The 22346-nt window shown below is 68.6% G+C and carries 19 protein-coding genes; 8 read left to right on the top strand and 11 right to left on the bottom strand.

Features of this window, described 5'->3' with window-relative positions; translation table 11 throughout:
* Positions 1-62 precede the first annotated feature (62 nt).
* A complete protein-coding gene (locus NE234_RS25290; protein ID WP_252783130.1) occupies positions 63-749 on the top strand; it encodes a class I SAM-dependent methyltransferase in 687 nt (228 codons plus the stop codon).
* Positions 750-1075: 326 nt separating this feature from the next.
* The gene (locus NE234_RS25285) at positions 1076-1696 is read left to right on the top strand and encodes a hypothetical protein (protein ID WP_252783129.1); all 621 of its coding nucleotides are present in this window, start codon (positions 1076-1078) and stop codon (positions 1694-1696) included.
* Here the strand turns inward: NE234_RS25285 and NE234_RS25280 are convergent.
* Positions 1654-3552 carry a tetratricopeptide repeat protein gene (locus NE234_RS25280; RefSeq protein ID WP_406567074.1) on the bottom strand — a complete coding sequence of 633 codons (1899 nt, stop codon included), beginning with the start codon at positions 3550-3552 and terminating at the stop codon, positions 1654-1656. The two genes, NE234_RS25285 and NE234_RS25280, sit on opposite strands and share 43 nt — an antisense overlap.
* Positions 3553-3716: 164 nt before the next feature.
* Entirely contained in the window at positions 3717-3881 is a 165-nt protein-coding gene (gene fxsA, locus NE234_RS25275) for an FxSxx-COOH cyclophane-containing RiPP peptide (RefSeq protein WP_252783127.1), read from the bottom strand.
* Between the two features lie 332 nt (positions 3882-4213).
* Between fxsA and fxsT the strand changes: the two genes are divergently transcribed.
* From fxsT to NE234_RS25260, 3 genes are all read left to right on the top strand, one after another.
* Positions 4214-6745 carry an FxSxx-COOH system tetratricopeptide repeat protein gene (gene fxsT, locus NE234_RS25270; RefSeq protein WP_252783126.1) on the top strand — a complete coding sequence of 844 codons (2532 nt, stop codon included), beginning with the start codon at positions 4214-4216 and terminating at the stop codon, positions 6743-6745.
* A gap of 60 nt (positions 6746-6805) precedes the next feature.
* On the top strand, positions 6806-8029 hold the full coding sequence (locus NE234_RS25265) for an FxsB family cyclophane-forming radical SAM/SPASM peptide maturase (protein WP_252783125.1): 1224 nt from the start codon (positions 6806-6808) through the stop codon (positions 8027-8029).
* A gap of 110 nt (positions 8030-8139) precedes the next feature.
* The gene (locus tag NE234_RS25260) at positions 8140-9390 is read left to right on the top strand and encodes an HEXXH motif domain-containing protein (RefSeq protein ID WP_252783124.1); all 1251 of its coding nucleotides are present in this window, start codon (positions 8140-8142) and stop codon (positions 9388-9390) included.
* A 582-nt stretch (positions 9391-9972) separates the two neighbouring features.
* Here the strand turns inward: NE234_RS25260 and NE234_RS45475 are convergent.
* The 3 genes from NE234_RS45475 to NE234_RS25245 all read right to left on the bottom strand — a co-directional run bounded on the left by NE234_RS45475 (position 9973) and on the right by NE234_RS25245 (position 12694).
* A complete protein-coding gene (locus NE234_RS45475) occupies positions 9973-11556 on the bottom strand; it encodes a GMC family oxidoreductase (protein WP_252783123.1) in 1584 nt (527 codons plus the stop codon).
* A 49-nt stretch (positions 11557-11605) separates the two neighbouring features.
* On the bottom strand, positions 11606-12460 hold the full coding sequence (locus tag NE234_RS25250; protein WP_252783122.1) for an LLM class flavin-dependent oxidoreductase: 855 nt from the start codon (positions 12458-12460) through the stop codon (positions 11606-11608).
* 78 nt (positions 12461-12538) lie between these two features.
* Entirely contained in the window at positions 12539-12694 is a 156-nt protein-coding gene (locus NE234_RS25245) for a hypothetical protein (RefSeq protein WP_252783121.1), read from the bottom strand.
* Positions 12695-12714: 20 nt separating this feature from the next.
* Here NE234_RS25245 and NE234_RS25240 point away from each other — a divergent pair, with 20 nt between their 5' ends.
* The 3 genes from NE234_RS25240 to NE234_RS25230 all read left to right on the top strand — a co-directional run bounded on the left by NE234_RS25240 (position 12715) and on the right by NE234_RS25230 (position 15616).
* A complete protein-coding gene (locus NE234_RS25240) occupies positions 12715-12873 on the top strand; it encodes a hypothetical protein (protein ID WP_252783120.1) in 159 nt (52 codons plus the stop codon).
* 632 nt (positions 12874-13505) lie between these two features.
* Positions 13506-14264: a hydantoinase B/oxoprolinase family protein gene (locus NE234_RS25235; protein ID WP_256529346.1), complete on the top strand. Its 759-nt coding sequence runs from the start codon at positions 13506-13508 to the stop codon at positions 14262-14264.
* On the top strand, positions 14261-15616 hold the full coding sequence (locus NE234_RS25230) for an acyltransferase family protein (protein ID WP_252783118.1): 1356 nt from the start codon (positions 14261-14263) through the stop codon (positions 15614-15616). The genes NE234_RS25235 and NE234_RS25230 overlap by 4 nt, the downstream gene beginning before the upstream one ends.
* A gap of 69 nt (positions 15617-15685) precedes the next feature.
* Here NE234_RS25230 and NE234_RS46055 read toward each other — a convergent pair whose 3' ends face one another.
* The 6 genes from NE234_RS46055 to NE234_RS25205 all read right to left on the bottom strand — a co-directional run bounded on the left by NE234_RS46055 (position 15686) and on the right by NE234_RS25205 (position 22276).
* Positions 15686-16213: an erythromycin esterase family protein gene (locus tag NE234_RS46055; protein ID WP_406567073.1), complete on the bottom strand. Its 528-nt coding sequence runs from the start codon at positions 16211-16213 to the stop codon at positions 15686-15688.
* A gap of 96 nt (positions 16214-16309) precedes the next feature.
* Positions 16310-16741, bottom strand: coding sequence for a hypothetical protein (locus NE234_RS25225; RefSeq protein WP_252783117.1), 432 nt, complete (start codon positions 16739-16741; stop codon positions 16310-16312).
* 276 nt (positions 16742-17017) lie between these two features.
* The gene (locus NE234_RS25220) at positions 17018-17578 is read right to left on the bottom strand and encodes a hypothetical protein (RefSeq protein ID WP_252783116.1); all 561 of its coding nucleotides are present in this window, start codon (positions 17576-17578) and stop codon (positions 17018-17020) included.
* A gap of 2 nt (positions 17579-17580) precedes the next feature.
* A complete protein-coding gene (locus NE234_RS25215) occupies positions 17581-19380 on the bottom strand; it encodes a DEAD/DEAH box helicase (protein ID WP_252783115.1) in 1800 nt (599 codons plus the stop codon).
* A 4-nt stretch (positions 19381-19384) separates the two neighbouring features.
* A complete protein-coding gene (locus NE234_RS25210) occupies positions 19385-20329 on the bottom strand; it encodes an MFS transporter (RefSeq protein ID WP_252783114.1) in 945 nt (314 codons plus the stop codon).
* Between the two features lie 759 nt (positions 20330-21088).
* Complete coding sequence (locus NE234_RS25205) at positions 21089-22276, bottom strand: ROK family transcriptional regulator (protein WP_252783113.1); 1188 nt, start codon at positions 22274-22276, stop codon at positions 21089-21091.
* Positions 22277-22346: the final 70 nt, after the last annotated feature.

Genomic DNA, 22346 nt, shown 5'->3' with positions numbered 1-22346 from the left:
CGGCCTTGCCATTCCGGCAACTTCATTTGCTTGTCACGAGCTAGTCCGGTGACCATTGCTCCATGACCGATAGCGCTGCGAGGACACCGCGGTGGACGATGCCCGTCCCGGCTCCGACCGATACCGCACAGACCTACTGGGAAGGGTTCTACCGAGGCTGGCAGCCACCTGCCGACTGGGTCGCCCGGGCCAACCCCCTGTTCGCCCGGGAGGCCGCCGCACTGCCGGCCGGAACGGCGCTCGACCTGGGGTGCGGGACGGGCGGGGACGCGATCTGGCTCGCGGAACGGGGGTGGCGGGTCACCGCGGTCGACGTGTCGGAGACGGTGCTGCGCAGGGCGGCCGCCGCCGCGGCCGAGGCCGGCGTGGCCGACCGGATCACATGGCAGCAGCACGATCTGTCCCGATCGTTCCCCGATGGGGTCTTCGACCTGGTGTCGGCGCAGTTCCTGCACTCGCCGGTGGCCGGGGCGGGCGAGTGGGAGGCGATCCTCGCCTCGGCGGCCGCCGCCGTCGGGCCGGGCGGAACGCTGCTGGTCATCGGCCACGCCGGGTGGCCGTCGTGGTTCGATGAGCCGCCGATGGACTTCCGGTTGCCGGCGAACTCCGACGCCCTCGACGTGGTGGCGGCCGGTCCCGGAGAATGGACGGTGGACACCGACGAGGTGATCACCCGCGAGCTGACCGGTCCGGCGGGAGAGACAGGGACCCGCGACGACACCGTCCTGCGAGTTCACCGCCTCGCGTGAGGTGTGGTCCGCTACCGGCACGAGCTCCTGACCCCTCCCGCCCTCATGGGCCGCGTTCGAGGACGATCGAGTCGGCGCCGCCGGGCTCTGCGTCACGCTGCGGGTGCGGTGACGCGTGATAGCCCGTCGGCAGCCGCGGCGGGGTCGGGCGGCGTTACGCGCTGCCGTAGCCGGCCGACCTCACCGACCTGCAGAGCATCCGGCGAAGACGCGTCGTGACGGGCGTGATCAGTGAATACCACTATGCCGCATAGCCGCAGCTCAGACCGCGTGACCCAATATTCGAGCGGCACAGGAACCAAACGGGCTGTCGTGGGGTCTCACCAATGAACGACTTGCTCGGGGTGAAAGGCGGTTCGGTGTCCGTTAGCGCGATCCTGAGCACCGCGATCTCGACGGGTGGAGTGGTTCTTGCCGGCCTGGGCGGCGTGGCCCTGACGCATCGGGGGACCTTACGACGCGAGGCCGAACAGGCCGAACGCGCCAGGAGGGAGCTGCAGGAGCAGACCCGCAAGAACGACCATGGCGAGTTGGTCGGTGCGGCGACCAGACTCAGGGTCCTCATCGAGGTGGCGTACCAGCGGCACTGGCCGGACATGGATGGGCGGATCCTCGCCATCCAGGACCAGGCCATCGCGGTCGGCGTCGCCGCGTCCAAGGTTGCTCTCGGTGCGTCGGCGGCCGAAGGCGACCGCGCACGAGCCCTGGGCCTGGCCGCGAGCCAACTTGCAGCGTACGTGGCAAGGCACACTGAAATGGGTCGCGGAAACGCCGAGAATGGGGTCATGTCCAGCGGACAGATCACTCGCGCTCCGGGATTCACCGAATTCGACGCCAGGCTGGATGAGTTCTACGCGGTGGCCGGGATGGTGCCTCCGGACATAGGAGTACGCCGAGCGCCGCGCTACAGGTTGTGGCTGACGAGGCGATCGGCTTCCTCACGCTGATGCGGCATCAGAGGGGGAGCCGTCGCGGCCAGGGCACGGGTGGCGAGATCGACCGCGCCGGTACGGTCACCGGTGATCAACTGGATGCGGGCCGCGTAGAACAGGGCCGGACCGTTGGCCGGGACCTCGGCCAGCACGTCGGCGATCTCCTCCCGCGCGGCCTCAGCGTCGGACAGCATCGCGAGCGCCAGAGCATGAGCCGCGCGGACCGTCGGTTCGCGAAGCTCGCCTGACCGCTCCAGATCGTGCAGGGCGCCGTGGGCGTCGCCCATGACGGCCAAGAGTTCCCCGCGCGTACGTAGGGCCTCGGGAACGTCACGGTCGGCCTTCAGCACCCAGTTGAGAACGGAGATCGCCGCTTGCCGGTCGCCGGTCTGTGAGAGGGCCTTGGCCAGCCACGTCTTAAGGAAGAGGTCGGTCGGTGCTCGTTGCACGGCAGCGCTCAGCTCGGCGACGGCGTCGGCGTACCGTCCCTGCGACAGCCGGACCTGGCCGATCGCGCCCAAGAGCTGGCCGACGGCGGTGCTGTCCTGCATCGCCTCGAACAAGGTCATCGCGGCGTGGTAGAGGCGTTCGGCCTCCTGCGGCCGGCCGTCCGCGTATGCGATGTTGCCGAGCAGCGACTCGGCCTCGGCGCGCAGTCGCAGGTCGGTCTCGGGTATGCCGCGGACCGTGGCGGCCGCCCGCCGTCGTGCGAGGGCGAACTCCCCGTTGGCCAGGGCCTTCTTGGCCGCGCGCATGGCGTCCACCGGCTCGGGATCCTGCGGGGCGGAGACCGTAGCAAACGCGAGCAGCGCCGCGAGACGAGGGTGCAGGAGCTCGAACTCGTGGTCAGCGACCCGCGTTCTGATCAGGTGCCGGTCCTCCAGCGCGCTCAGGGCCGCGGCCGGAATGGCCGGCGGCCGAGCGGTCGTCGCCCCATCGGCGAATGCCCGGTGGAGGGCCGTCGCGAGCTCGGCTGGACGGAGTTCGTGATCGCTGGCGACCTCGCTCAGGGTCGAGGCCACGAAGTCGGCCAGCGCCCGGTTGACCGTCGTGGCCGGGTCGACGTCGTTGAGTGTCAGGTTCTGCGAGTCCGCCGGAAAGTCGTCCCAGAGCCGGGAGCAGGTGATCTGCAGGAGTGTTGGCTCGTACGACGGCCCTTCGCTCTCCACCTCGGCGAGCACGCGGTCGACCAGCTCCGGCTCGGGAAATCGGTAGGCCGAGGCGAACGGGTCCCGGACGGCCTCGGTGGCCGCCTCGCGATCCAGGCGCTCAAGTCTGAAGCGGGCGGCCGAACGAAAGGGGTGCCACCCGGAGAGCGCGGCAAGGTGGACCTCCCGGAGCGAGAGAAGCAGACGAAGCTCGGGATGCTCGTCGAGGGCGGTGGCGAGGTCGCGGAGAAACGGCTCGCGGTGGCGGTCCTGGCCGGCCCGCTCGCCGAACAACTCGTCCAGCCCGTCCACGGACGCCAACAGCGGCAACGGGCGTCCTCGGCGGTCGGTGCGGCGTGGGCGGCGCTTGAGGTAAGCCGTGATCGTCGTGCCGGACAGCAACGTCGGCGATTCGGCGGGGAACCAGGACGAGAGCAGGGCGAATGTGAAGGGATTGTGCTCGAACAACGTGGCGGCGGGAAACGCGGAGCCATGGAGGAGCCCACCGACCGGAAATACGTCGGCGTCCGCGGTGTCAAGGAGCGGTATCACACCGGCGGCGAGCAGGGAGGTGCGGCCGACACCTGTGGGACCGTATAGTACGGTCAGCCGATTCGATCGCCAGAGCCGCGATAGTTCCAGCGATTCGCTTTCGCGACCGAAATACATGGCACCATCCGTAGACCGAAACGCTCGCACGCCAACAAATGGTCGGCGGCGCATGTTGTGGACCATGGATGGGACTGTCATGAACGCGAGCCGATCTGTCACCCGAGCTGCATCAGGCGACTGGGAGTCATGGTTTGGTGTAGTTTCTGCCAATAAGCGGCTGCATCGTCCTTGGGTACCATCATGAGCTTTTTCGTCTCGGCTGCGATGAACCTCGGTCAGATACTGGACTGGTGACCGGCGATGGCTTCACATCGTGCTCTGTCAAGCTGGCGCCGCATCGCCGACCTGAGTGCTGACGGCTCGATCTTGTTCAGGTCGGACAGGCTGACCTCGCTGAGGTCGAGGGGTCCTTCCTCGGCCGTCTGGTCATAGTCGTGCACGTAGACTCCTCGTGGTCGGTCTACTCAGCCACTACTTCGACCGCCCAGTCCTCCACTACCCGAGAAAGCCTCGGAAGAACCAGGGGTACGAGGTGGATGGCCACTCCCACCTGCATATAGATACACCGCTACGGTTGGGCTTGTCGAACTTTGACATCGGGGGGACAAGCGCGCAGGCCATATTCCGGCCATGTCCAAATCTTGGTATTGTCCATGGTTTTTGTCACCCCCTCGCCCGGGGATCTGCCAGGTGACTTGTGCGGTCACCTACGTGCGCGCCTAGGATGATGAGGTGAAGGCCCGATGAGGGCGAATGGACGCGGAGGCTACGCGTGACGGTTTCAGATTCGCCGAGCTCGGGACGGCAGCTGCGCAGGTCGCCCGACGTCTGGGGAGGGGTTCCGCCCCAGAACAAGAACTTCACGGGTCGATCGGAGCTCTTGTCCCGGCTGCGAGCCGGTATCGCCGGCGAAGTCACCGCGGTCGTGCCGCACGCGCTACATGGTATGGGCGGCGTCGGTAAGACGCAGCTGGCCATTGAATATGCCCACCGTTACCAGTCCGAGTATGACCTCATATGGTGGATTTCTGCTGACCAGCCGCGCCTGGTTCCTGCCGCTTTGGCGGCACTCGCGGAGCCACTGGGCCTGCCGTCGCTGAAGGCGACCGGCATCGAGGAGGCGGCAGCGGCGGTCCGCGAGAGGCTGCGCCAGGGTCAGCCGTACGAACGCTGGCTGCTGATCTTCGACAACGCCGATGATCCAGATGAGATCAACGGAATGATCCCCCGCGGCCCCGGGCACGTGCTGATCACCTCGCGTAACCAACGTTGGGAAAGCGTCGTCGACACGGTCGCGGTCGACGTGTTCGACCGCGCCGAGAGCGTGAGCTTCCTCAGCAAGCGGATGGCCGACGCGATCGACAAGGCCGACGCCGACCGGATGGCCGAGAGGCTCGGCGACCTTCCACTGGCCCTCGAGCAGGCTGCGGCGCTCCTGGTGGAGACCGGCGAGCAGGTCGACGAGTACCTTGACCTTCTCAGCAAGCAACCGTCCGAAGTCCTTGGGGACAACGCGCCGTCCGAGTATCCGGCGCCGATGACCGCCGCCTGGCACCTGTCGGTCTCCACGCTCAGTTCCAAGCTTCCTGAGGCTCTCGAGGTCCTCCGCTGCTGCGCGTTCTTCGGCCCCGATCCCATTCCGGTGGACGTCTTGCGGCTCGGGTCCCGCGGCGCGGGCCCGCGTATGCGCCCGATCGTCGCCAACCCTATGACCCGCACCCACGCCACCCGCATGCTCGGGCGGTTCGCTCTGGGCCGCATCGATCCGGTCAGCCGCACGATTCTGGTGCATCGTCTGGTCCAGGCGCTGCTCCGGGATTCCCTGACACCGGACGAGCAAGCGGAGTTCCGCCACGAGGTGCACCTGCTGCTCGCGTCGGCGGCCCCTGGGCCGCCGGACACCGAGACCACGTGGCCGCGCTACGCCGAACTCGTTCCCCACATCGGTCCGGCCCGGGTGGCCGAATGCCGGGACCCGAAGGTACGCTCCTTCGCCCGCGACATCGTGCGATACCTCCATCGTTCGGGTAACAACAAGTCGGCGCAGACCTTCACTGAGGAGTTCCTGAGTCGCTGGCGGCAGGATTCGGGTTCTGACCACCCCGACGTGCTGGCGGCCGAGCGGGAACTCGGCAACATCATGCGCGGTCTCGGCCACTACCGAGAAGCGTACGAGCTCAACCAGAACATCCTGCAGCGAAGCATCCAGGTCCTCGGTCCCGAGCACGAGGAGACGCTGCTCGTCGGCAACAGCTTCGGGGCGGACCTTCGGTCGACCGGCGACTTCGCCGGGGCCAAGACGCATGATCAGGATCTGTACGACCGGCACAAGGAGGCGTTCGGCGAGGATGACCCACGCACGCTGAACATGCTCAACAACCTGGCGTTGGACTACGCCCTCAACAGTGACTACGAGGGCGCACGGGAACTCCATCAGCGTACCTTCGTGGAACAGAGCGAAGCGACGGAGGGCGTGAGCAGGTCCGACGTCCTGGGTTCGTGGGACGGCCTGGCGCGGACGGTACGCCTCTGCGGCGACTACACCCAGGCCCGCTTCCTCGGCGAGGAGGCGTACGAGTACGGCCAGCAGGAACTCAGCAACGATCACTCCCTGACCCTGCTCAGTGCGAAGGACCTGAGCATCGCACTCCGGCGGGCCGGCGCTTATGACGATGCCCTGGACCTCGCGAAAGACGTGTTCGAGCGGTTCAAGCGCATGTCCGGCGAAAACCACCCGGACACGCTTGCGGCGGCTATGAGCCTCGCCAACATCCTCCGGACGGCTGGGCACATCGACGAGGCCTTCCACCTCGCGCAGGACACAGTGGACCGCTATCCGACGGTGTACGGACCAGAACACCCGTACAACTACGGGTGCCTGGGCAACCTTGCGCTGCTGCGCCGGGTGCGCGGCGACGTTATCGGTGCGCGAGAGTACGACGAACGCGCACTCGCCGGACTCGACGCACGCCTGGGCCGGAGCCACCACTATTCGCTGACCGTGGCGATCAACCTCGCGAGCGACTTGGCGGCGCTTGGAGAGCATGCTGAAGCCTGCGCCTTGGGGAAGGAAACGCACAAAGATCTGGTGCAGGTGCTCGGCAAGTGCCACCCGGTCACGCTCGGATGCGCCGCCAACCTCTCACTTGACCTCGCGGCCACCGGCGAGGAGGAAGATGCCGAGGCGCTGTTCGCGGAGACGCTCGACCAGTACGTCCGCACTCTCGGCATCGACCACCCCGACGCCCGGGTCGCCCGGGACCGCAAAAGGCTCGACTTCGACTTCGACCCCTCACCCATCTAGCAATCTTGTCCGGACGTAAAGATAATGGGTTAAGTACCTCTATGTCGCGCTCGGGTGGAGGTGGGCGAGGTGATCGAAGGCGGGGAGTGGCCGGCTCTGCTGGACGTCACCAGCCTCCTAGCCGATGGCTGGCGACCCACTCCTTTCCAGGAGTTCATCGTAAAGATCCACGCCCGGTGTGATCTTTTGTGTGACTATTGTTACGTCTACCAGATGGCCGATCAGGGCTGGCGTGAGCAGCCGCGCCGGATGTCGAAGGTCGTGATCGACCAACTCGCCGCGCGCATTGCCGAGCATGCCGTTTCCCACGAACTCGATTCCGTGAAAATTGTTCTTCATGGAGGAGAGCCCCTGCTGGCCGGAGTGGATCGTCTTCGCTATGCCGTGGAAGGCATACGTGAGACGGTGCGTGACATCACCGAGACGTCGACACGCGTTGATTTCGGGATCCAGACCAACGCCGTGACACTCGGACCCGAACACCTGGCGTTGTTCGACGAACTCGACGTATCCATCGGCGTCAGCATGGACGGCGGCGCCCTCGCACATGATCGGCATCGGCGTCACGCGGACGGCCGGGGCAGCTACGCCGAGGTCGCATCGGCTCTCCGGCAGTTAGTCCGAGCGCCCTACCGCAGGCTTTTCTCCGGTCTCCTCTGCACGATCGACCTGGCGAACGATCCGATTGAGACCTACGAGAGTCTGCTGCGGTGGCATCCACCGGCCGTGGACTTCCTGCTGCCACACGGCAACTGGGACGCGCCGCCACCAGGCCGCCCTCCGGGCGGAACGGAGACTCCGTACGCCGACTGGCTCATTGCCCTTTTTGAGCACTGGTACACCGCGCCCGTGGAGAAAACCTCCATTCTCATCTTTCGAGAGATTCTCGATCTTCTTCTCGGAGGCGCGTCCCGCAGCGAGGCGATCGGCCTGTCTCCGGTGGCCGTTCTGGTCATCGAGACCGACGGTTCGATCGAGCAGTCCGACATTCTCAAGTCCGCCTATCCAGGGGCTACGCATACCGGCTTCAGCCTTGCGCACAATACGTTCGACGAAGTTCTGACGCTGCCGCATTTCGTGGCACGACAACTGGGCGTGGGTGCGCTTTCGAATGCCTGCTCAGCGTGTTCCGTTCGGATGATCTGCGGTGGCGGTCAGTACGCCCATCGCTACCGTGCAGGAAGCGGCTTCGCCAATCCGTCCGTGTACTGTCCCGATCTCCTGCGTCTTATACAGCACATCAGAGCGCGGATGAAGTCCGACATCCAGCACGTGAGGTGTTGATGCGTCTTCGCAGGCATCGGCTCACTGATCACGCCACACGAGCGCTGGCCGCCGGAAGCGGCGGAGCGGAGGTTGTCAGGGAACTCGCGAGAGCCGAGTACAGCAAGCACGTGCTGCTGGTGAGAGGCGTCGCCGACACCGCCCGTGAGGCCGGCGGAGAGACGGCCCGAGCCGTCCGCCCCGCCTACCGTGTGCTGGCGGACGTTCAGCGCACACGCCCGGACGTGGTCGCGGCCGTGATCGGCCACCCGGCCGTCGGTGCCTGGGCACTGAACGCCTTGGTCAGCAGCGAGACCGGCGCCGGCCGCGAGGCCAACCCGGAATCGCTCGGGGGAGTCGCGGCAGCGGCGGCCGTGCGCGCCGGCCATCCGGCCACGCTCGAAGTGCCGATCATCGCGGAGACCGCGACACTGCCGTCGCTCGGCCAGGCATCCCTGCCCGGTCAGAGTGGGCGGGCGCTGGTCCGGTCCGCACCGGGACGGGCCGAGGTGATCGGCCCGCGGTCTCGGGTCGTGATCCCGGCACATCCAGAACTGGAGGGACCGGGCTGGCTGGGCCTCCGGCGGCTGACGGCTAACCACGACGGCCTCGAGATCGACCTTCTCATCGACGACCTCGATCCCCACCGATTCCCGGTCAAGCCAGGTCGCCGGCTCACGAGGGCGCAGGCCGAGCACTGGCAGTCGGTGTTCCGCGCAGCATGGGACATCCTGGTCGAACACCACTGGACGACGGCCGCCGAGGTCCAGTCGGCGATCAGAGTGCTGACACCGCTTGCCATGAACGGCTCGCACCAGCACAGCGCCACGTCGACGGCTGTGTTCGGCTGCACAGCCATGTCTCCACCTCGCGACGGCCGAACCCTCGCACTCACGCTCGCTCACGAGATCCAGCACACCAAGCTCAGCGGGCTCCTGGAGTTCGTCACGCTGACTCTGCCGGATGACGGCCGTCGCTTCTACGCCCCGTGGCGCGACGATCCCCGCCCAGCGGCCGGCCTCCTACAGGGGGCATACGCACACCTGGGCGTCAGCGGGTTCTGGCGGCGTCAGCGTCACGTGGAGACCGGGCGGCGTGCGATCTTCGCGCACGCCGAATTCGTGCGTTGGACGGCGGCGACCCGGGCGGTCGCGAGGCTGCTGCAAGGTAGCGGATGCCTGACAGCGACCGGACACCTCTTCGTCGAGGGCATGCTCGGTACCCTCGACCGATGGAGTGCCGAGCCCGTCCCTTCCGCCGCACGAATGATCGCAGAGAAGGAGGCGCGGCGGCATCATGAGCATTGGCTGTCGCGCAACCGCCCGTTGGGACAGTGCCTGGGCGAGGTCGAAAGGGCATTCGACGACGAAGACGATCGCTGATCACGCCTGACACGACGATTCTTCGCCGGATGGTCCTCAGGGGCTCGGGACCGGTGACCAGCGGCGATGCGGTTCCGGGACCGCTAAGCAAATCGGGCATCAGAGGGGCCCCGGAGGGGAATTCGATGCTTTCATCGCCAGGTTCGCCGTACCAATTCCGAAGGAACTGGAAGAGACTCCCGTCAGTGACATATTGTAGCTCACGCATATGGCGAGCACGCCAAGCGGGCAATCAGCCGGACTCTTCTCGCATACGTACGCCCAGGGGAGCAACTCCCACGGTACGGTATCGGATTCACCTTCACCGTCACCTGCACCGGGTCCCCGGCGGAATCGGAAGCCAGGCCTGCCCCCTGAAACTCCCTTGAGAGACTCCGTGGGGCGTTCATCAGTACCGAGCACCCCCTGCGAGATATCGCTTCTGTTGCGCATCTCTGGTATCTCTTCTTCGATCGTCGGACGACCAGCGTCCTTGGTGAGTCCTTCACCCAGGTCCCCATAGTTCTTTGAATAGCCTGGCGAACGATATGCGATCCCAACCCCTCTTCAGCGGCTTCCCGTCCACCATCCCGAACCGGTGGCTCAGCCGCGGATGAGGCCGGCCGCCCGATGGCCGATGACCACGCACGGGGCCATGGTGTTCCCGGAGGTCACCCGAGGCAGCACCGACGCGTCGGCGACGCGCAGGCCGGCCACGCCCCTGACGCGAAGCTCGGAGTCGACGACGGCGTCGCCGCCCGCACCGATCCGGGCCGTCCCGCACTGGTGCCAGAAGGTGCCGGCCGCCGTACGGATGTAGGCGGCGACCTCGGCGTCGGACACGTTCCCGGGGATCGCGCGGGAGCCCCGGTAGGGGCGCATCGCCGGCGCGTTGGCGATCTCTTGGGCGAACCGGTACGCCTCGACCGCGTCCCGCAGGTCCTCGGGCTCGTCGAAGTAGCCGGTCTCGATCACCGGAGCGCTCGCTGGATCCGCGCCGGCGAGCCGCACCGACCCGCGCGACCGCAGGCGCATGCCGAGCAGGAAGGTGAAGGCGGACTCCGGCATGCCGTACCGCGCCGCCGCCTCGGGGCTCATGAACGCGCTCGCGCCGGAGTACATGACGAACTTCGGCGACGCCACACGTCCGTCACTGCCCCAGAAGCACACCGCCTGGGCCCGCGGCGGCGGGGGCAGTTCCGCCGCGCCGGCCTCCCACACGCAGCCGAACATCAGGTGGTCGTCGAGGCCCGCGCCCACACCGGGCAGGTCCGCCAGGACGCCGATCCCGTGCGACTCCAGGTGCCCGGCGGGCCCGATGCCCGACCGCATGAGGATCGTGGGCGTCTGCACCGCCCCGAGGCTGAGCACGACCTCACGCGCCGCGCGGAAACGGACGGTCCGGCCCTCCGACAGGGCCTCGACGCCGACCGCCCGCCCGCCCTCGAAAACAACCCGGGTGACCAGGGTCTCCGTCAGCACCGTCAGGTTGGGCTGCCGGCGCCGGGGAGCGACCAGCGCGCGGTAGGGCGAGCACCGCACGCCGTCCTCGACGATCTCGTCCCGGACGGCGCAGCCGGTGCCCCGCTCGGCGAGTTCCCCGTTCGGGCCGTCGTAGTGGTCGAGGCCCGCGGACTCGGCGCCGGCGAGCATCGAGGCGAAGAACGGGTGCAGCGGCTGTGCCGGACGGACGTGGATCGGGCCCTTGGTCCCCCGCCGGTCGGGGTCGGGCTCGCCGTGCCATGTCTCGAGCTCGCGGTAGGCGCCGAGCGCCGAACGATAGTCCCAGCGCGGGTCCGAGCAGCTCGCCGCCATGTCGTCCCAGTCGCGTCGGTGACCGCGCGACCACACGCCGACGTTGATGCTCGACCCGCCGCCGAGGCCCTTGCCCATCGAGTACGGCAGCCGCCGGCCGTCGACGTGGGCACCGGGCGCCGTGACGAAGCCCCAGTCGCGTTCGCTGCCGAGGTTCTCGAACCACCGGTCGGGATCGGACACCCGGGCGTCGACGTCGTCGGGACCCGCCTCCACGAGCAGCACCCGCAGGTCCTCGTCGGCCGCGAGCGTCCCGGCGAGCGTCGACCCCGCCGAGCCCGCACCGCACACGATGACGTCGAACTCCTCTTCGGCGGCGCGCGCCGGGTCGGTGGTGAATCCGGCTTCGGTGTGCCGCTGACGCTTGTCCACGTTGTTCGCTCCTCATCAGGGCCCGCGACGCGGGCATGGTCCGGCTCGGTCAGAGCACGATGTCGGCGAGGCGGTCGATCTCGTCCGGGTCCCCGACCGCGGGGTTGAGGATGAGTTCGTCGGCTCCGATGTCGGCGAACGCGGCCACGGCGTCCTTGACCCGTCCCGGCCCGGAGGCCATGCCGTCGGTGATGAGGCGTGCCACCTCATCGCCCGTGCTCTGGTAGTAGTCCCAGACGTTGGCGTGGCCCTGCTCGGTGTCGCCCAGCGCGAAGTAGGCGAGCGCGACCAGGTGGGGCGAGCCCTCGCGCCCGGCCGTCGCCCACGCGGCACGGACCGCGTCGAAGGCCGGCGCGACCATGGGCGCCGGCACCGAGCCGCCGATGTAGCCGGCACCCCGGCGGGCCACCCGTTCGAACGAGGCCGGTACCGCTCCCCCGAACAACAGCGGAATCTCCCGCGCTTCCGGGGGCACGGCCGGGTTCGGACCGCCGCCGACCGGCTCGCCCCGCCAGACGTCGCGGTAGACATCGAGGTCCTGGTCGAATCGCCGCCCGCGGGCGGCCATGCCCAGACCGTCCACGACGAAGTCGTCCGGCCGGACTCCCACGCCCATTCCGAGGGTGAGGCGGCCGCCGGAGACCGCGTCGATCGCGGCCGTCTCCGTGGCCAGCAGTACGGGCGGCCACACCGGGCCGAGCATGATGCCGCTCAACAGCCCAATGGAGGTCGTGGTGGCCGCCGCGGCCGCCAGGGCCACGGTGTCCATCACCCCCGGGTAGGCCACGCGGCCGACCGTGCCCAGTGTCGAGAACCCCGCCTGCTCGGCCCGTGACGCCCAGGCCGGGATGACCGTGGGCCGTGTCCCGCGCACCTGGTTCGGCAACCCGATACCGATCTTCATTATCTTGATTCCTTCAGCGATGTCGTCGTCACGGCGATGGCATCCGTGACCGGGACGGCCCGGGGGGACCGCCCGCGATCAACCGGCCTGGCCCTGGTCCGTTTGCGGCGGGGGAGCCTCGAAGGCGTTGAGGATGCCGCAGACGGTCTGATAGGCGTCGATGAGCGTCAGCATGTCGGTGAGGCCTTGTGTCCCGAAGATCGCGTGGGCCTCGTCGTATGCCGGCTGTTCCACCGCCGCCGGGAGGTCAGCTCATGGGTGAACCGCCAGGCGGCCTTCTCGACGGCGGACAGCTCACCGGGCATCCGCCCGGCGGCCAGCGACCGCACGACGTGCTCGGACAGGCCGATCGACCGGGCCACCGCCGAGTGCGCAGGAGGCCGCAGACCGTGCCGAAGAGCATCGCGATCTGAAGGAGTACCCGGATATGCCGATCATGCCGCTCGACGAGCGCAGCATCGCCTGGGCGATCCAAGCGCGGCGACCAGCGACTTGACGCGGACTGTCATATTCGAGATTCCTTTTCTTCGTGTCGCCATCGAGCGAACGTCGATGTCCGTTCTACGTTGGCGCCCCATAATCCTGCAACGTCCCTCTTCGGGTCTCACCGTCATCGACATCGTCACCGGCCGAGGCCCGGGCGTGGACCGGCCTCCATTGTCCAGGCCGGCCCGCCGATCGGCGTATCGCCCGCGACGGAACGTGACGGCGTTCGCCGTAGAGCCCCAACGAAACCAATCCCCTTTTCAGGGACTCCGATGACGTTCCGCCGGGCTGGGCCTGCCCCTCGTACTACCGTCCGAACCGGCCGGTCAAATCGCGCGAAGCGATTTCCGCCTCGTCATCCAGGAGGAAGCCTTACAGAACCTCGTCATCCGAAAAATCTTCTCATCTACCACTCGCGTGGACGTGATCAACGGCGGCATCAGGCGGTATGGACCGGATGTGGACCTTCGCCCCTTCCCGGCAGCCCGTCTGTCGCCGAACGTGGTGTTGAGGCCGCGGTGTCCACCGATCGTGACGAGCGGTGAGACGAGGGGCTGAGATGACACGGGACTGGAAATTCTGGATCGATCGCAACCGCACGTTCATCGATGTGGTCGGCAGGCGGGCGGCCCGGCGGAATCCTCGTCGTGCGCAAGTTGCTCTCGGACGATGCCGAACGGTACCGGGACGCGAACGTCGCCGGGACCAGGGATCTGCTCGGCGTCCCGTCGGCACGATCCTCTCGTCCGAGTACCCGGCCGCCGTTGCGGCGGGCAACGTGGATACCTCACAGGCGGTCACCGGGGCGGTCTACGCCGCGCTCGGCGTCGTGGCCGAACACTGCGGAACCATGAACAATGTGATGTTCGGCGACGACCACCACCAGTACTACGAGATGGTGGCCGGTGGTTCCGGCGCCGGGGGCGGTTTCGACGGCACTTCCGTCGTGCAGACTCAGATGACCGACTCCGGGCTCACCGATCCCAAGGTCCCGGGTTGGCGCTACCCCGTACGTCTGGAGACCCTCGGGATTCGCCATGGCAGCGGTGACGCCGGGCACCGGCCAGGAGGAGACGGCGGCAGGCGAGGTATCCGCTTCCTGCAGCCGATGACCGTCATCACGCCCCCCGGTCACGAACGCGTCGCACCGTACGGTACGGCCGGCGGCGGACCCGGCGGAGTCGGTCGGCAATGGGTGGAACACGCGGACGGCTCCGTGACCACGACGCGGGGTTGCGACTGTCTACCGGTCGATGCCGGGGGCATCTTCGTCATCGAGACACCGGACGACGGCGGCTACGGCCCGGACCCGCCGTGAAGCCGAGCATGGAAGGCCCGCATAAGAACCGCAGCCTCGGGCGGTCCCGTAACCGGTACGTCGACCTCCTGCGTGTCATCGCGGTGGTCCTGGTGGTACTCGGGCACTGGCTGGCGATATCGATCACGTACCACGGCGGTCATCTGGAGGGACAGGACGTGATGGCACGACTGCCGTGGACTGAGTGGCTTTCCCTGCCGTTCCAGGTGATGCCGGTCTTCTTCCTGGTGGGAGGCTTCGCCAATGCGGCGTCTTGGACCTCTCACCGTACTCGCGGCGAGGGTTGGGGCTGTTGGCTGTACGGGCGGGCCATCCGGCTCGTGGGCCCTACCACGGCGTACGTCCTGGTGGCCGTCGCCGTCGTCGCCGTCTGCCGTGCCGCCAAGGTCGACCCAGCCGTGCTCAGACGGGCGGGGTGGGCGGTGGCCCTCCATCTGTGGTTCCTGCCGATATACCTTGGCCTGCTGGCCGTGACGCCGGGGTTGCACGCCGCCCATCGGCGGTGGGGCCTTGGGGTGCCGGCCGTGCTCGCCGTCGGCGCCGCGGGGGTGAACACGGCCGTCCTGTTGTCCCACCCCCCACTGCTGGGATGGGCGGATTACCTGCTGGTGTGGGGAGTTATATACCAATTGGGCTTCGCGTGGCATCACGGCGCGCTCACCCGCACCAGGCAGCGGCCGCTGACACTGGCCGCCATGGGAATCACCGTCCTGGTGGGCCTGGTGTGGCTTGGCCCCTTCCCGGTGAGCATGGTCGGGGTTCCCGGCGCACGGATCAAGAACTCTGCACCGCCTTCGGTCGCTCTCCTCGCGTTCGCCATCGGCCAGGTGGGACTGCTGCTCGCCGCCGAACCGGCCATGACGCGCCTGTTGCGCCGGCCGCATCTGTGGCGGGCGGTGGCGCGGACTAACCGAATGGCCATGACGCTGTACCTGTGGCACATGGCCCCAGTGATCCTCGCGGCGGTCGCCCTGTACCCCACCGGCCTGCTTCCATCAACACCGATCGGGTCATCGGCCTGGCTTCGTCAGCGCCTGATCTGGATGTTCGCGCTCACGGTCCTGTTCATTCCGATGGCCATGGCACTGCGCCCCGCGGAGCGCCTGACCTCCACGCGGCGAGGCGCGGACATCGGCTCACTCCGCCGGAAGTCGTGGCCCTTGCTCGCGACCGGGGTCGCGGCGGTCGGCTTCGCCTTGGCCAGGATCTCGGCACAGGGGTTCGCCCCGAGCGGCCGGCCCCTCCTTCCCGTACTCGCCGTCTACACCGCAGGGGTATTCCTGCTCATCACGGCAGGAAGAATGCGCACCCGGCCGGACGGGAGAATGCTGCCGACGACACGTGAGAACTGACCCCCAGGCGACAGGGCGGGCCTGGCTCCATACGGATCTGTTCGGCGAGGACGTTGACTCATACGGTACTCACGCGTCTGCGGCCGAATCGATTACAGCCTCATATGGCGACCAGACGGACGGCGCCGAGGAAGCTTCATGCAGGGCACAGACGGGGCTCATCCGCGCGGCCCTGTGCAGGTGAATCGAGGGCGTTGCCGACCGAAACGTTCGACGTCGGCGAAGGGATAGGTCTCCGGGGCCTCGCCCCGTTTCCATCGGGCGGTACGTTCGGGCGGTTCGAGCGCACGTGTCTCGTCGATATGGATCACGGCATCGACCTGGTCGGCCACGCGCTCGGAAGTAGTGGCTCTCGCGTTCCGTCTGCGGCTGGTAGATCACGCCGAGGGCTCGCTCCAGTCGGGCTGAGCGCAACGCCGCGGTCGCGGGCGGAGTCAGGCCGAACCAGAGGAGGAATTGCCGCCTGCCTGATGGTACAGCTCTTCCACGCTGTCCGGCCGGCCGCACGACCTTGCGGTCGGCGGGAACGTCCCAGTTGTCGGCGGCGGTGACCGTGCCGGTGTAGTGAAGGCGATCACCGGTGGGCGCCGCAGCCATGCGCGCGCCCATCCAGCGACGCGTCATCGAAAACAGACATGCGCGTTGCGTCCGATCACAGCGAACACCGGGGCGTGAATCACCCGGATCCGCCGCCTACTGATCCAGCTCCGCCAGTGGCATGTCGCCATCGCAGCCGGTCCAGTACACCTGCGTGGCCGGGGGAAGCCCCAGTTGCCGAAGAACCGCCGCCAAGGCTGGGACGGCGACGGCGGGCTCGTGGGTCTTGGGCACGAAGAAGTCGGCCCGATGCCCCTTCCCGTCGGGCTGGTCGGGGTCGGCTTCGCCGCGGAGCACCCGCTCGATCTCCGCGATCGCCCGGTCTGAGATCGTTTCACCGGCCGGCGCGGACACGACGACGTCGTAGTCAGTCCGCAGGTCGTCGTCGTGGGGCGTATCGCGGGATGACTGGCCGCGGAATGGCGCGCCACGGAGGCGACGATCGCTGACCTCGAGGCGGAAATCCCTTATCCGCGCAGCCGGGTCGTCACGGACATCGAGCAAGTACTGCGGCGCAAGAGCTTCCATCACAGGAGCAGCGACAAGCTCGCCGAGGATCCCGCATGGGGATGAGTCGCGTACTGATCGATGTGACCCCGTTGCGATCCTCGCAACAGGCCGAGCAGGTCTACGGCGAGATCACGTCCTTTCTCGAAGGGCTTCCGATCGACGCCACGGCGCCGGCGGAGCGGGCGCGCGGGGCAGTCACAGCCGGAGGATGCGGGGGCGTCCGCGGGCTCAGCGGGTGGTGAGGGTGCGTGCCAGCCGGGCGGGCACGCACCGCTCCCCCTCAGGCCGGCCGTGTCACTCGGCCGCGGTGAAGTAAGCGGCCGGATCAAGGGAGTTGAACGCGATCCAGCGCTGCGCCCTCGCTTCGGCGGGCGCTTGGCCGCCGCCCGCCGAAGGGCGAAAGAAGCCCTGCACCTCGAGAGCGATGCGGGGGTCGTCGTCGATGCGCCGCGCCATGTCGTAGTAGACGGCCAGCGCATGGACGCACCGCGGGGTGTCGGCCGGGCAGGAGCAGTCGACGCTGTCGAGGACCGGCGCGAGCGGATGGCCCGCGTCGGCGATCGCGCGGTACAGATCGTCGGTGAGCAGGGGCTGAATGCCGCTCAGCCGACGGGAGATCGCGGCCGTCGCCCCCGCGGACATCGGCGCGACCTCGATCGTGACCACTGAGGTGCCGCGACCTCGGTGCACGACGGCGCGCACGGTCCGGCCGTCGAACGTGATGTGCACCTTCCCGTCGCGCGCCAGGCGCCGCGCGCTCGGCAGCTGGGGATCGGGACGGGTCTGGCGCAACGACTCGGCGAACCGGACCCAGTCCTTGCCCCACTTCGTGTAACCGTAGTCGTGGTCGGCCATGGTCAGTTGACTCGCTTCCGGCGCAGGACCTCGATGAGGCGGTCGTCGTCCAGGCGGGCCAGCTCGGCGACGCTGGACATGTCGGCGATGTCCGACAGCGCGGACTTGCGGTTGTGCATGGCCGCGATGTGCTCCTCGACGGTGGTCCCGGTGGTCAGGGTGGTGACGGTGACCGTACGGGTCTGACCGATCCGGTGGACCCGGTCGGACGCCTGGGCCTCCACGGCCGGGTTCCACCACCGGTCGAAGTGGATGACGTCGGCCGCGCGCGTGAGCGTGAGCCCGGTGCCCCCGGCCTTCAGGCTGAGGACGAGCACCTTCGGACCGTCGTCGGACTGGAACCGGCGGACGATGTCGGCCCGTTGCTCCTGGTTCAGGCCGCCGTGGAAGAACGGCGTACTCACCCGGAGCTGTTCGGCGAAGTGCCGGACGAGCAGCTCACCGGTCTGCCGGTACTGGGTGAAGACGAGGGTCGGAGAGTCGTTCTCCAGGTTGTTGGCCACGATGTCGGTGCACAGGTCGAGCTTGCCCGACCTGCCCGGCAGCTCCCCGAGGTCGTCCGTGATCAGGCCCGGATGGTTGCAGACCTGCTTGAGCGAGGTCAGGACGGCGAGCACCTTGGTCTGCCGCTGGGCGCCGCTGCCGAAGCCGTCGTCGATGACCTGCTCCAGCAGCCGGTCGTACAGCCGCTCCTGCACCTCGGTGAGGTCGCATAGGAGATCGGCGTGGATCTTGGGCGGAAGCGCCCCCGCGACCTGGGACTTCTTCCGCATCAGCACGACCGGCTCGATGGCCCCGCGCAGCCGGGCGGAAGCGGCCGGGGAGCCGTCCGAGAGCGGCCGCACGAAACGACGGCGGAACTGCGTCCGGCTCCCGAACAGGTGCGGTGCGACCAGATTGAGCAGGGCCCACAGCTCGTCGAGGTGATTCTCGACGGGCGTCCCGGTCAGGGCGATCCGCGCGTCGGCCGCGATGGTGCGCGCGGCCTTCGACACCTGCGTACGGGGGTTCTTCAGGACCTGCGCCTCGTCGAAGACCGCGGTGCTCCACTGGATCCCCGCCAGGGCCGGGCCGTGCGTGCGCAGCGTGGGGTAGCCGGTGAGCACCACCGTGCCGCCGTCCACCGCGGGCAGCGGCCCGCCGCGCCAGATCGTCGCCCGGAGGTCGGGTGCGAACCGCGCGATCTCGTGTGCCCAGTTCCCCACCAACGACGTGGGACAGACCACCAGTTGCGGCCCCTTCTCGGCGCGTCCGGCGACACAGCCGATGGTCTGCAGGGTCTTGCCGAGTCCCATCTCGTCGGCCAGCACCGCGCCGCCGTGCGTGTCGATGGTCTCGCGCAGCCAGCTCACCCCGCGCACCTGATACGGGCGCAGCTTGGCGGTGAGCGCCGTGCGCATCTCGGCCCCCACCGAGGTGGTGCGGCGGAAGACGCCGCTCGCGTGTTCCGCCGTCGTGACGGCGACACCCGTGGCGTCGGGGACCGCGTGCGCGGCGATCGGCAGAGCCGGCTCGCCGCCCGCGATCCACGACCGCCAGACGTCCACCGACCTGCCGGGCGAGTCGAGGGCCACGGCCACGAGCCGGTCCGGCTCGATGAGTACGCAGTCGACGTCGGCCACCTTGAGCCTGCCGAGGTCCGGCGTCGGAACGACCAGGGGGACGGTCTCGACGTCACCGACCGGCGGGGCCGCCCCCACCGCGCCGTCGACCCAGGTCCACAGGGCGAACATGTGCCGGTCGGGCAGGTACGTGGCCTGAGTGTCCGACCGCGCCTCGGGGAGTTTCTGTCTGGTTCCCATGGCGTCAGCGGCTCCCCACGCCGGCGCCCTCGCGGGCGGTCAGGTTCTCGGCACCGGCCCGGGGGGCCGCCTGGTCCGCGGTCGGGCCGCCGTCCCGCGCGGGCTCGGGCACGCCCCCGGCAGCCGCGGGCTTGCGGACCGAACGCAGGGCGAGCAGCAGCACGGCCGCGCCGAAGAGCGCGACGAACATGATCCAGACCGCGCCGACATGCATGGCGTGGGGCGCGCCGAAGATCGCGCCGAGGGCGGTCGGGAGGCCGGCCAGGCCCGCCTCGATCGGCGAGTAGCCGCGCACGCCCTGCAGGTAGAACGCGTTGTAGAAGGTGACCGCGGACACGGCGAACAGGAGCAGGCCGAGCGCCGCGTTGCCGCCACCGAACGCGCGCTGGGCGAGCAGCCGGGGATCGAAGCTCGGCATCTTGCTGCGCAGTTCGACGCGGACGAACACGGCCAGCGGAATCGGTCCGACGACGATGGGCGCCCAGACGTCCGTACGGCCCCAGGCCGCCACCTGACCCGCGCGGATCAGTCCGTAGGCCGGCGCCGCGAGACCGGTGATGGACAGCAGCATCGCGGCCGGGCCCAGCGGTCGCACGGCGGGGCTGCGGAAGTTCGGGACCAGCAGGGCGAGGCCGATCAGCGCGAGGACCACGACCGGGACGTCGACCAGGAAGACCGAGCCCCACCAGAAGTGGTCGAGCAGCACACCGGCGAGCACCGGGCCCACGGTCATGCCGACACCGGCGGAGGTCGAGAAGACGGCGATCGCGGTCGATCGCGCCGGCAGCGCACCAGCGGTGAGGATCAAGGTGGCGAAGGCGAGCGGGTACGAGCCGGTGGCCCATTGCAGCTCGGCCGGGCCGGCGTTCAGCCCACGGACCGGGTCAGCGAGGGTCTCCAGGGTGGTACTCAAGACGGTGTTGTCCAGCCAGATCAGCAGCGAACACATCATAAGAACAGTAAGAATCAACTGCTGCCTGGGCTTCGGCAACGTGGATGCAGTCATGAATACCTTTGGGTGCGGTCTGGAAAACTGACAAGCGGACTGTAGGCAACCATCGGGCGCGTGTCAATTCCCGGGTGGTCGATAACTGTCGGCGATTATTCGGCGCTCCCGAGGGCATACCGCCAAGCACTCTGTCAATTCTTGAGATGTGAGCGGACCGGCGAGTTCAGTGCGCTTCCGCGGGCATGCCGCCAAGCACCCTGTCAATCCCTGATCCTGTTGTTTGACCTCGCGCGAATTTCGTGCCCCACCCCGTGTTCTGCCTCTGTCGTACACGATAACGGAAGTTCGGGCCGTCGAGAATTCTCCGTCAATTAAGTCCGATAGCTCGCTTAGTTCACGCTGCCTGTCGGCGATCAGCCCCGTACCCGCGTAGGTCAAGTCGTCTATCCGTTTCCCCGCAACTCGCGAGACTTACGCGCGGTCAGCGGCAAGGCTCTCACCTGCGCATTCAGTCGGGTGGGTGCCATGGTTCGGGGGCGGTTGGCGGCCTCGCCGAAGTCCGAGGCCGGCGCGTTCGAGGATGTCGCGCACCGTACCGGGCGGCACCGTCACGCCGGCCCAAAGGATCCGACGAAGCAGGAGGCAGAGCACAGACCACGGCACGAGCAGCCAGGCGCCCTCAAGCTGTCCGGCGGTCTCGGGCCGGCCTGCCTGCCCGCAGTTCCCCCGAGTCGCGCCTCGGGCTCGGATCAGCGGTCGTCAGGCGGGGAGCTGGTGCCAGACATCGTCCAGGGCCATGCGCAGGGCGCCGGTCAGGATCGTGTCCTCGGCCAGCCCGGAGATCCCCACGTCGGGTGGGGTGAGGGTCAGATCGGCCAGATGCCGGGTGATGGCCGCGAGCAGGACGGTTCCGGCGCGGGCCACCCCGCCGCCGATCACGACCGCGTCGGGGGCCAGGACCAGGACGGCCGGCGCGATGGCCTGGGCGAAGGTCCTGGCGACGTCGTCCACGACCCGCTCGGCCACCGCGTCCCCGGCGGCGGCCGCGGCGAAGACGGCGGCGGCGTCGATCGGACCATCGCCCAGGACCGATTCGGGGTGCGCGTGGGCGGCCCGACGGGCCTGTTCGGTGATGGCCTCGGCGCCGATGGCGCGTTCGAGGGGGCCCCGGCCGTCATCGGTGTCGGGGACACGACCGGGTGGCCGGATGAAGCCGATCTCGCCCGCCGCTCCGGTACCCCGGTGGAGACGTCCGTCGATCACGACGCCGGCGCCGAGCCGCTCTCCCCACTGGACGGCCAGCAGAGTGCCGGGCCCGGCCCGCTCCCCCGCGACGGCCAGGGCGGCGAGGTTGGCGTCGTTCTCCACCCGCACCGGGCAGCGGAACCGGTCGCGAAGATGATCGGAGAGGTTCACCGAGGTCCATCCCGACACGCTGGGCGCCAGGAGGATCCGGCCTGAGCCGGAGTCGACGATCCCGGGGGTGGCGACGACCACCGCGGCGATCTCGTCCGCATCGAGGCCGGCCTCCTCGAGGGCGCGTGCGATGACCGCGTCGACCACGGTCAGGACGCGGCTGGCCCTGTTGTGGTCGACCGATCGGCGCACCGCGGCCAGGCGGCGGCCGGCCAGGTCGTCGATGCCCGCGCTGACCGTGTGCGGGCCGACGTCGAGGCCCAGCACGGGCGCGGCGCGGCCCCGGAGGGAGACGCGGACGGCCGGACGGCCGCCCTTCCGGGAGGCGGCGGCCGGGTGGTGATGCTGGACCCAGCCCGCCTCGACCAGGTCCTCCACCGCCTGGCCCACGGTCGGACGGGTGAGGCCGGTCAGCTTGACCAGTTCGGCCAGCCGTACGGGGTCGGGTGCGCAGTCGCGCACCGCACGCAGCACGGAAGCGGTGTTGAGGCGGCGCAGAACGGGAGTGCCGACCGCACGCTCGTCTCCCATTGTTCCCTCCGAAAGATCCACTGGCCCCTTGACCGCAGAGTCCAGCATGCACATTATTAATGCGAGGTTT

This window comes from Actinoallomurus rhizosphaericola (genome assembly GCF_024055675.1).
Classification (GTDB): Bacteria; Actinomycetota; Actinomycetes; order Streptosporangiales; family Streptosporangiaceae; genus Actinoallomurus; species Actinoallomurus soli.
The sequence above is the reverse complement of the archived record's forward strand: the minus strand, read 5'-3'. Positions and strand labels throughout refer to the sequence as shown.

Coding starts and splice junctions, on each gene's coding strand:
- NE234_RS25290 (WP_252783130.1), top strand. CDS start 63: ATGACCGATAGCGCTGCGAGGACACCGCGGTGGACGATGCCCGTCCCG.
- NE234_RS25285 (WP_252783129.1), top strand. CDS start 1,076: ATGAACGACTTGCTCGGGGTGAAAGGCGGTTCGGTGTCCGTTAGCGCG.
- NE234_RS25280 (WP_406567074.1), bottom strand. CDS start 3,552: ATGCGCCGCCGACCATTTGTTGGCGTGCGAGCGTTTCGGTCTACGGAT.
- NE234_RS25250 (WP_252783122.1), bottom strand. CDS start 12,460: ATGAAGATCGGTATCGGGTTGCCGAACCAGGTGCGCGGGACACGGCCC.
- NE234_RS25240 (WP_252783120.1), top strand. CDS start 12,715: ATGGGTGAACCGCCAGGCGGCCTTCTCGACGGCGGACAGCTCACCGGG.
- NE234_RS25235 (WP_256529346.1), top strand. CDS start 13,506: ATGACACGGGACTGGAAATTCTGGATCGATCGCAACCGCACGTTCATC.
- NE234_RS46055 (WP_406567073.1), bottom strand. CDS start 16,213: ATGGCTGCGGCGCCCACCGGTGATCGCCTTCACTACACCGGCACGGTC.
- NE234_RS25225 (WP_252783117.1), bottom strand. CDS start 16,741: ATGGAAGCTCTTGCGCCGCAGTACTTGCTCGATGTCCGTGACGACCCG.
- NE234_RS25220 (WP_252783116.1), bottom strand. CDS start 17,578: ATGGCCGACCACGACTACGGTTACACGAAGTGGGGCAAGGACTGGGTC.
- NE234_RS25215 (WP_252783115.1), bottom strand. CDS start 19,380: ATGGGAACCAGACAGAAACTCCCCGAGGCGCGGTCGGACACTCAGGCC.
- NE234_RS25210 (WP_252783114.1), bottom strand. CDS start 20,329: ATGTGTTCGCTGCTGATCTGGCTGGACAACACCGTCTTGAGTACCACC.
- NE234_RS25205 (WP_252783113.1), bottom strand. CDS start 22,276: ATGGGAGACGAGCGTGCGGTCGGCACTCCCGTTCTGCGCCGCCTCAAC.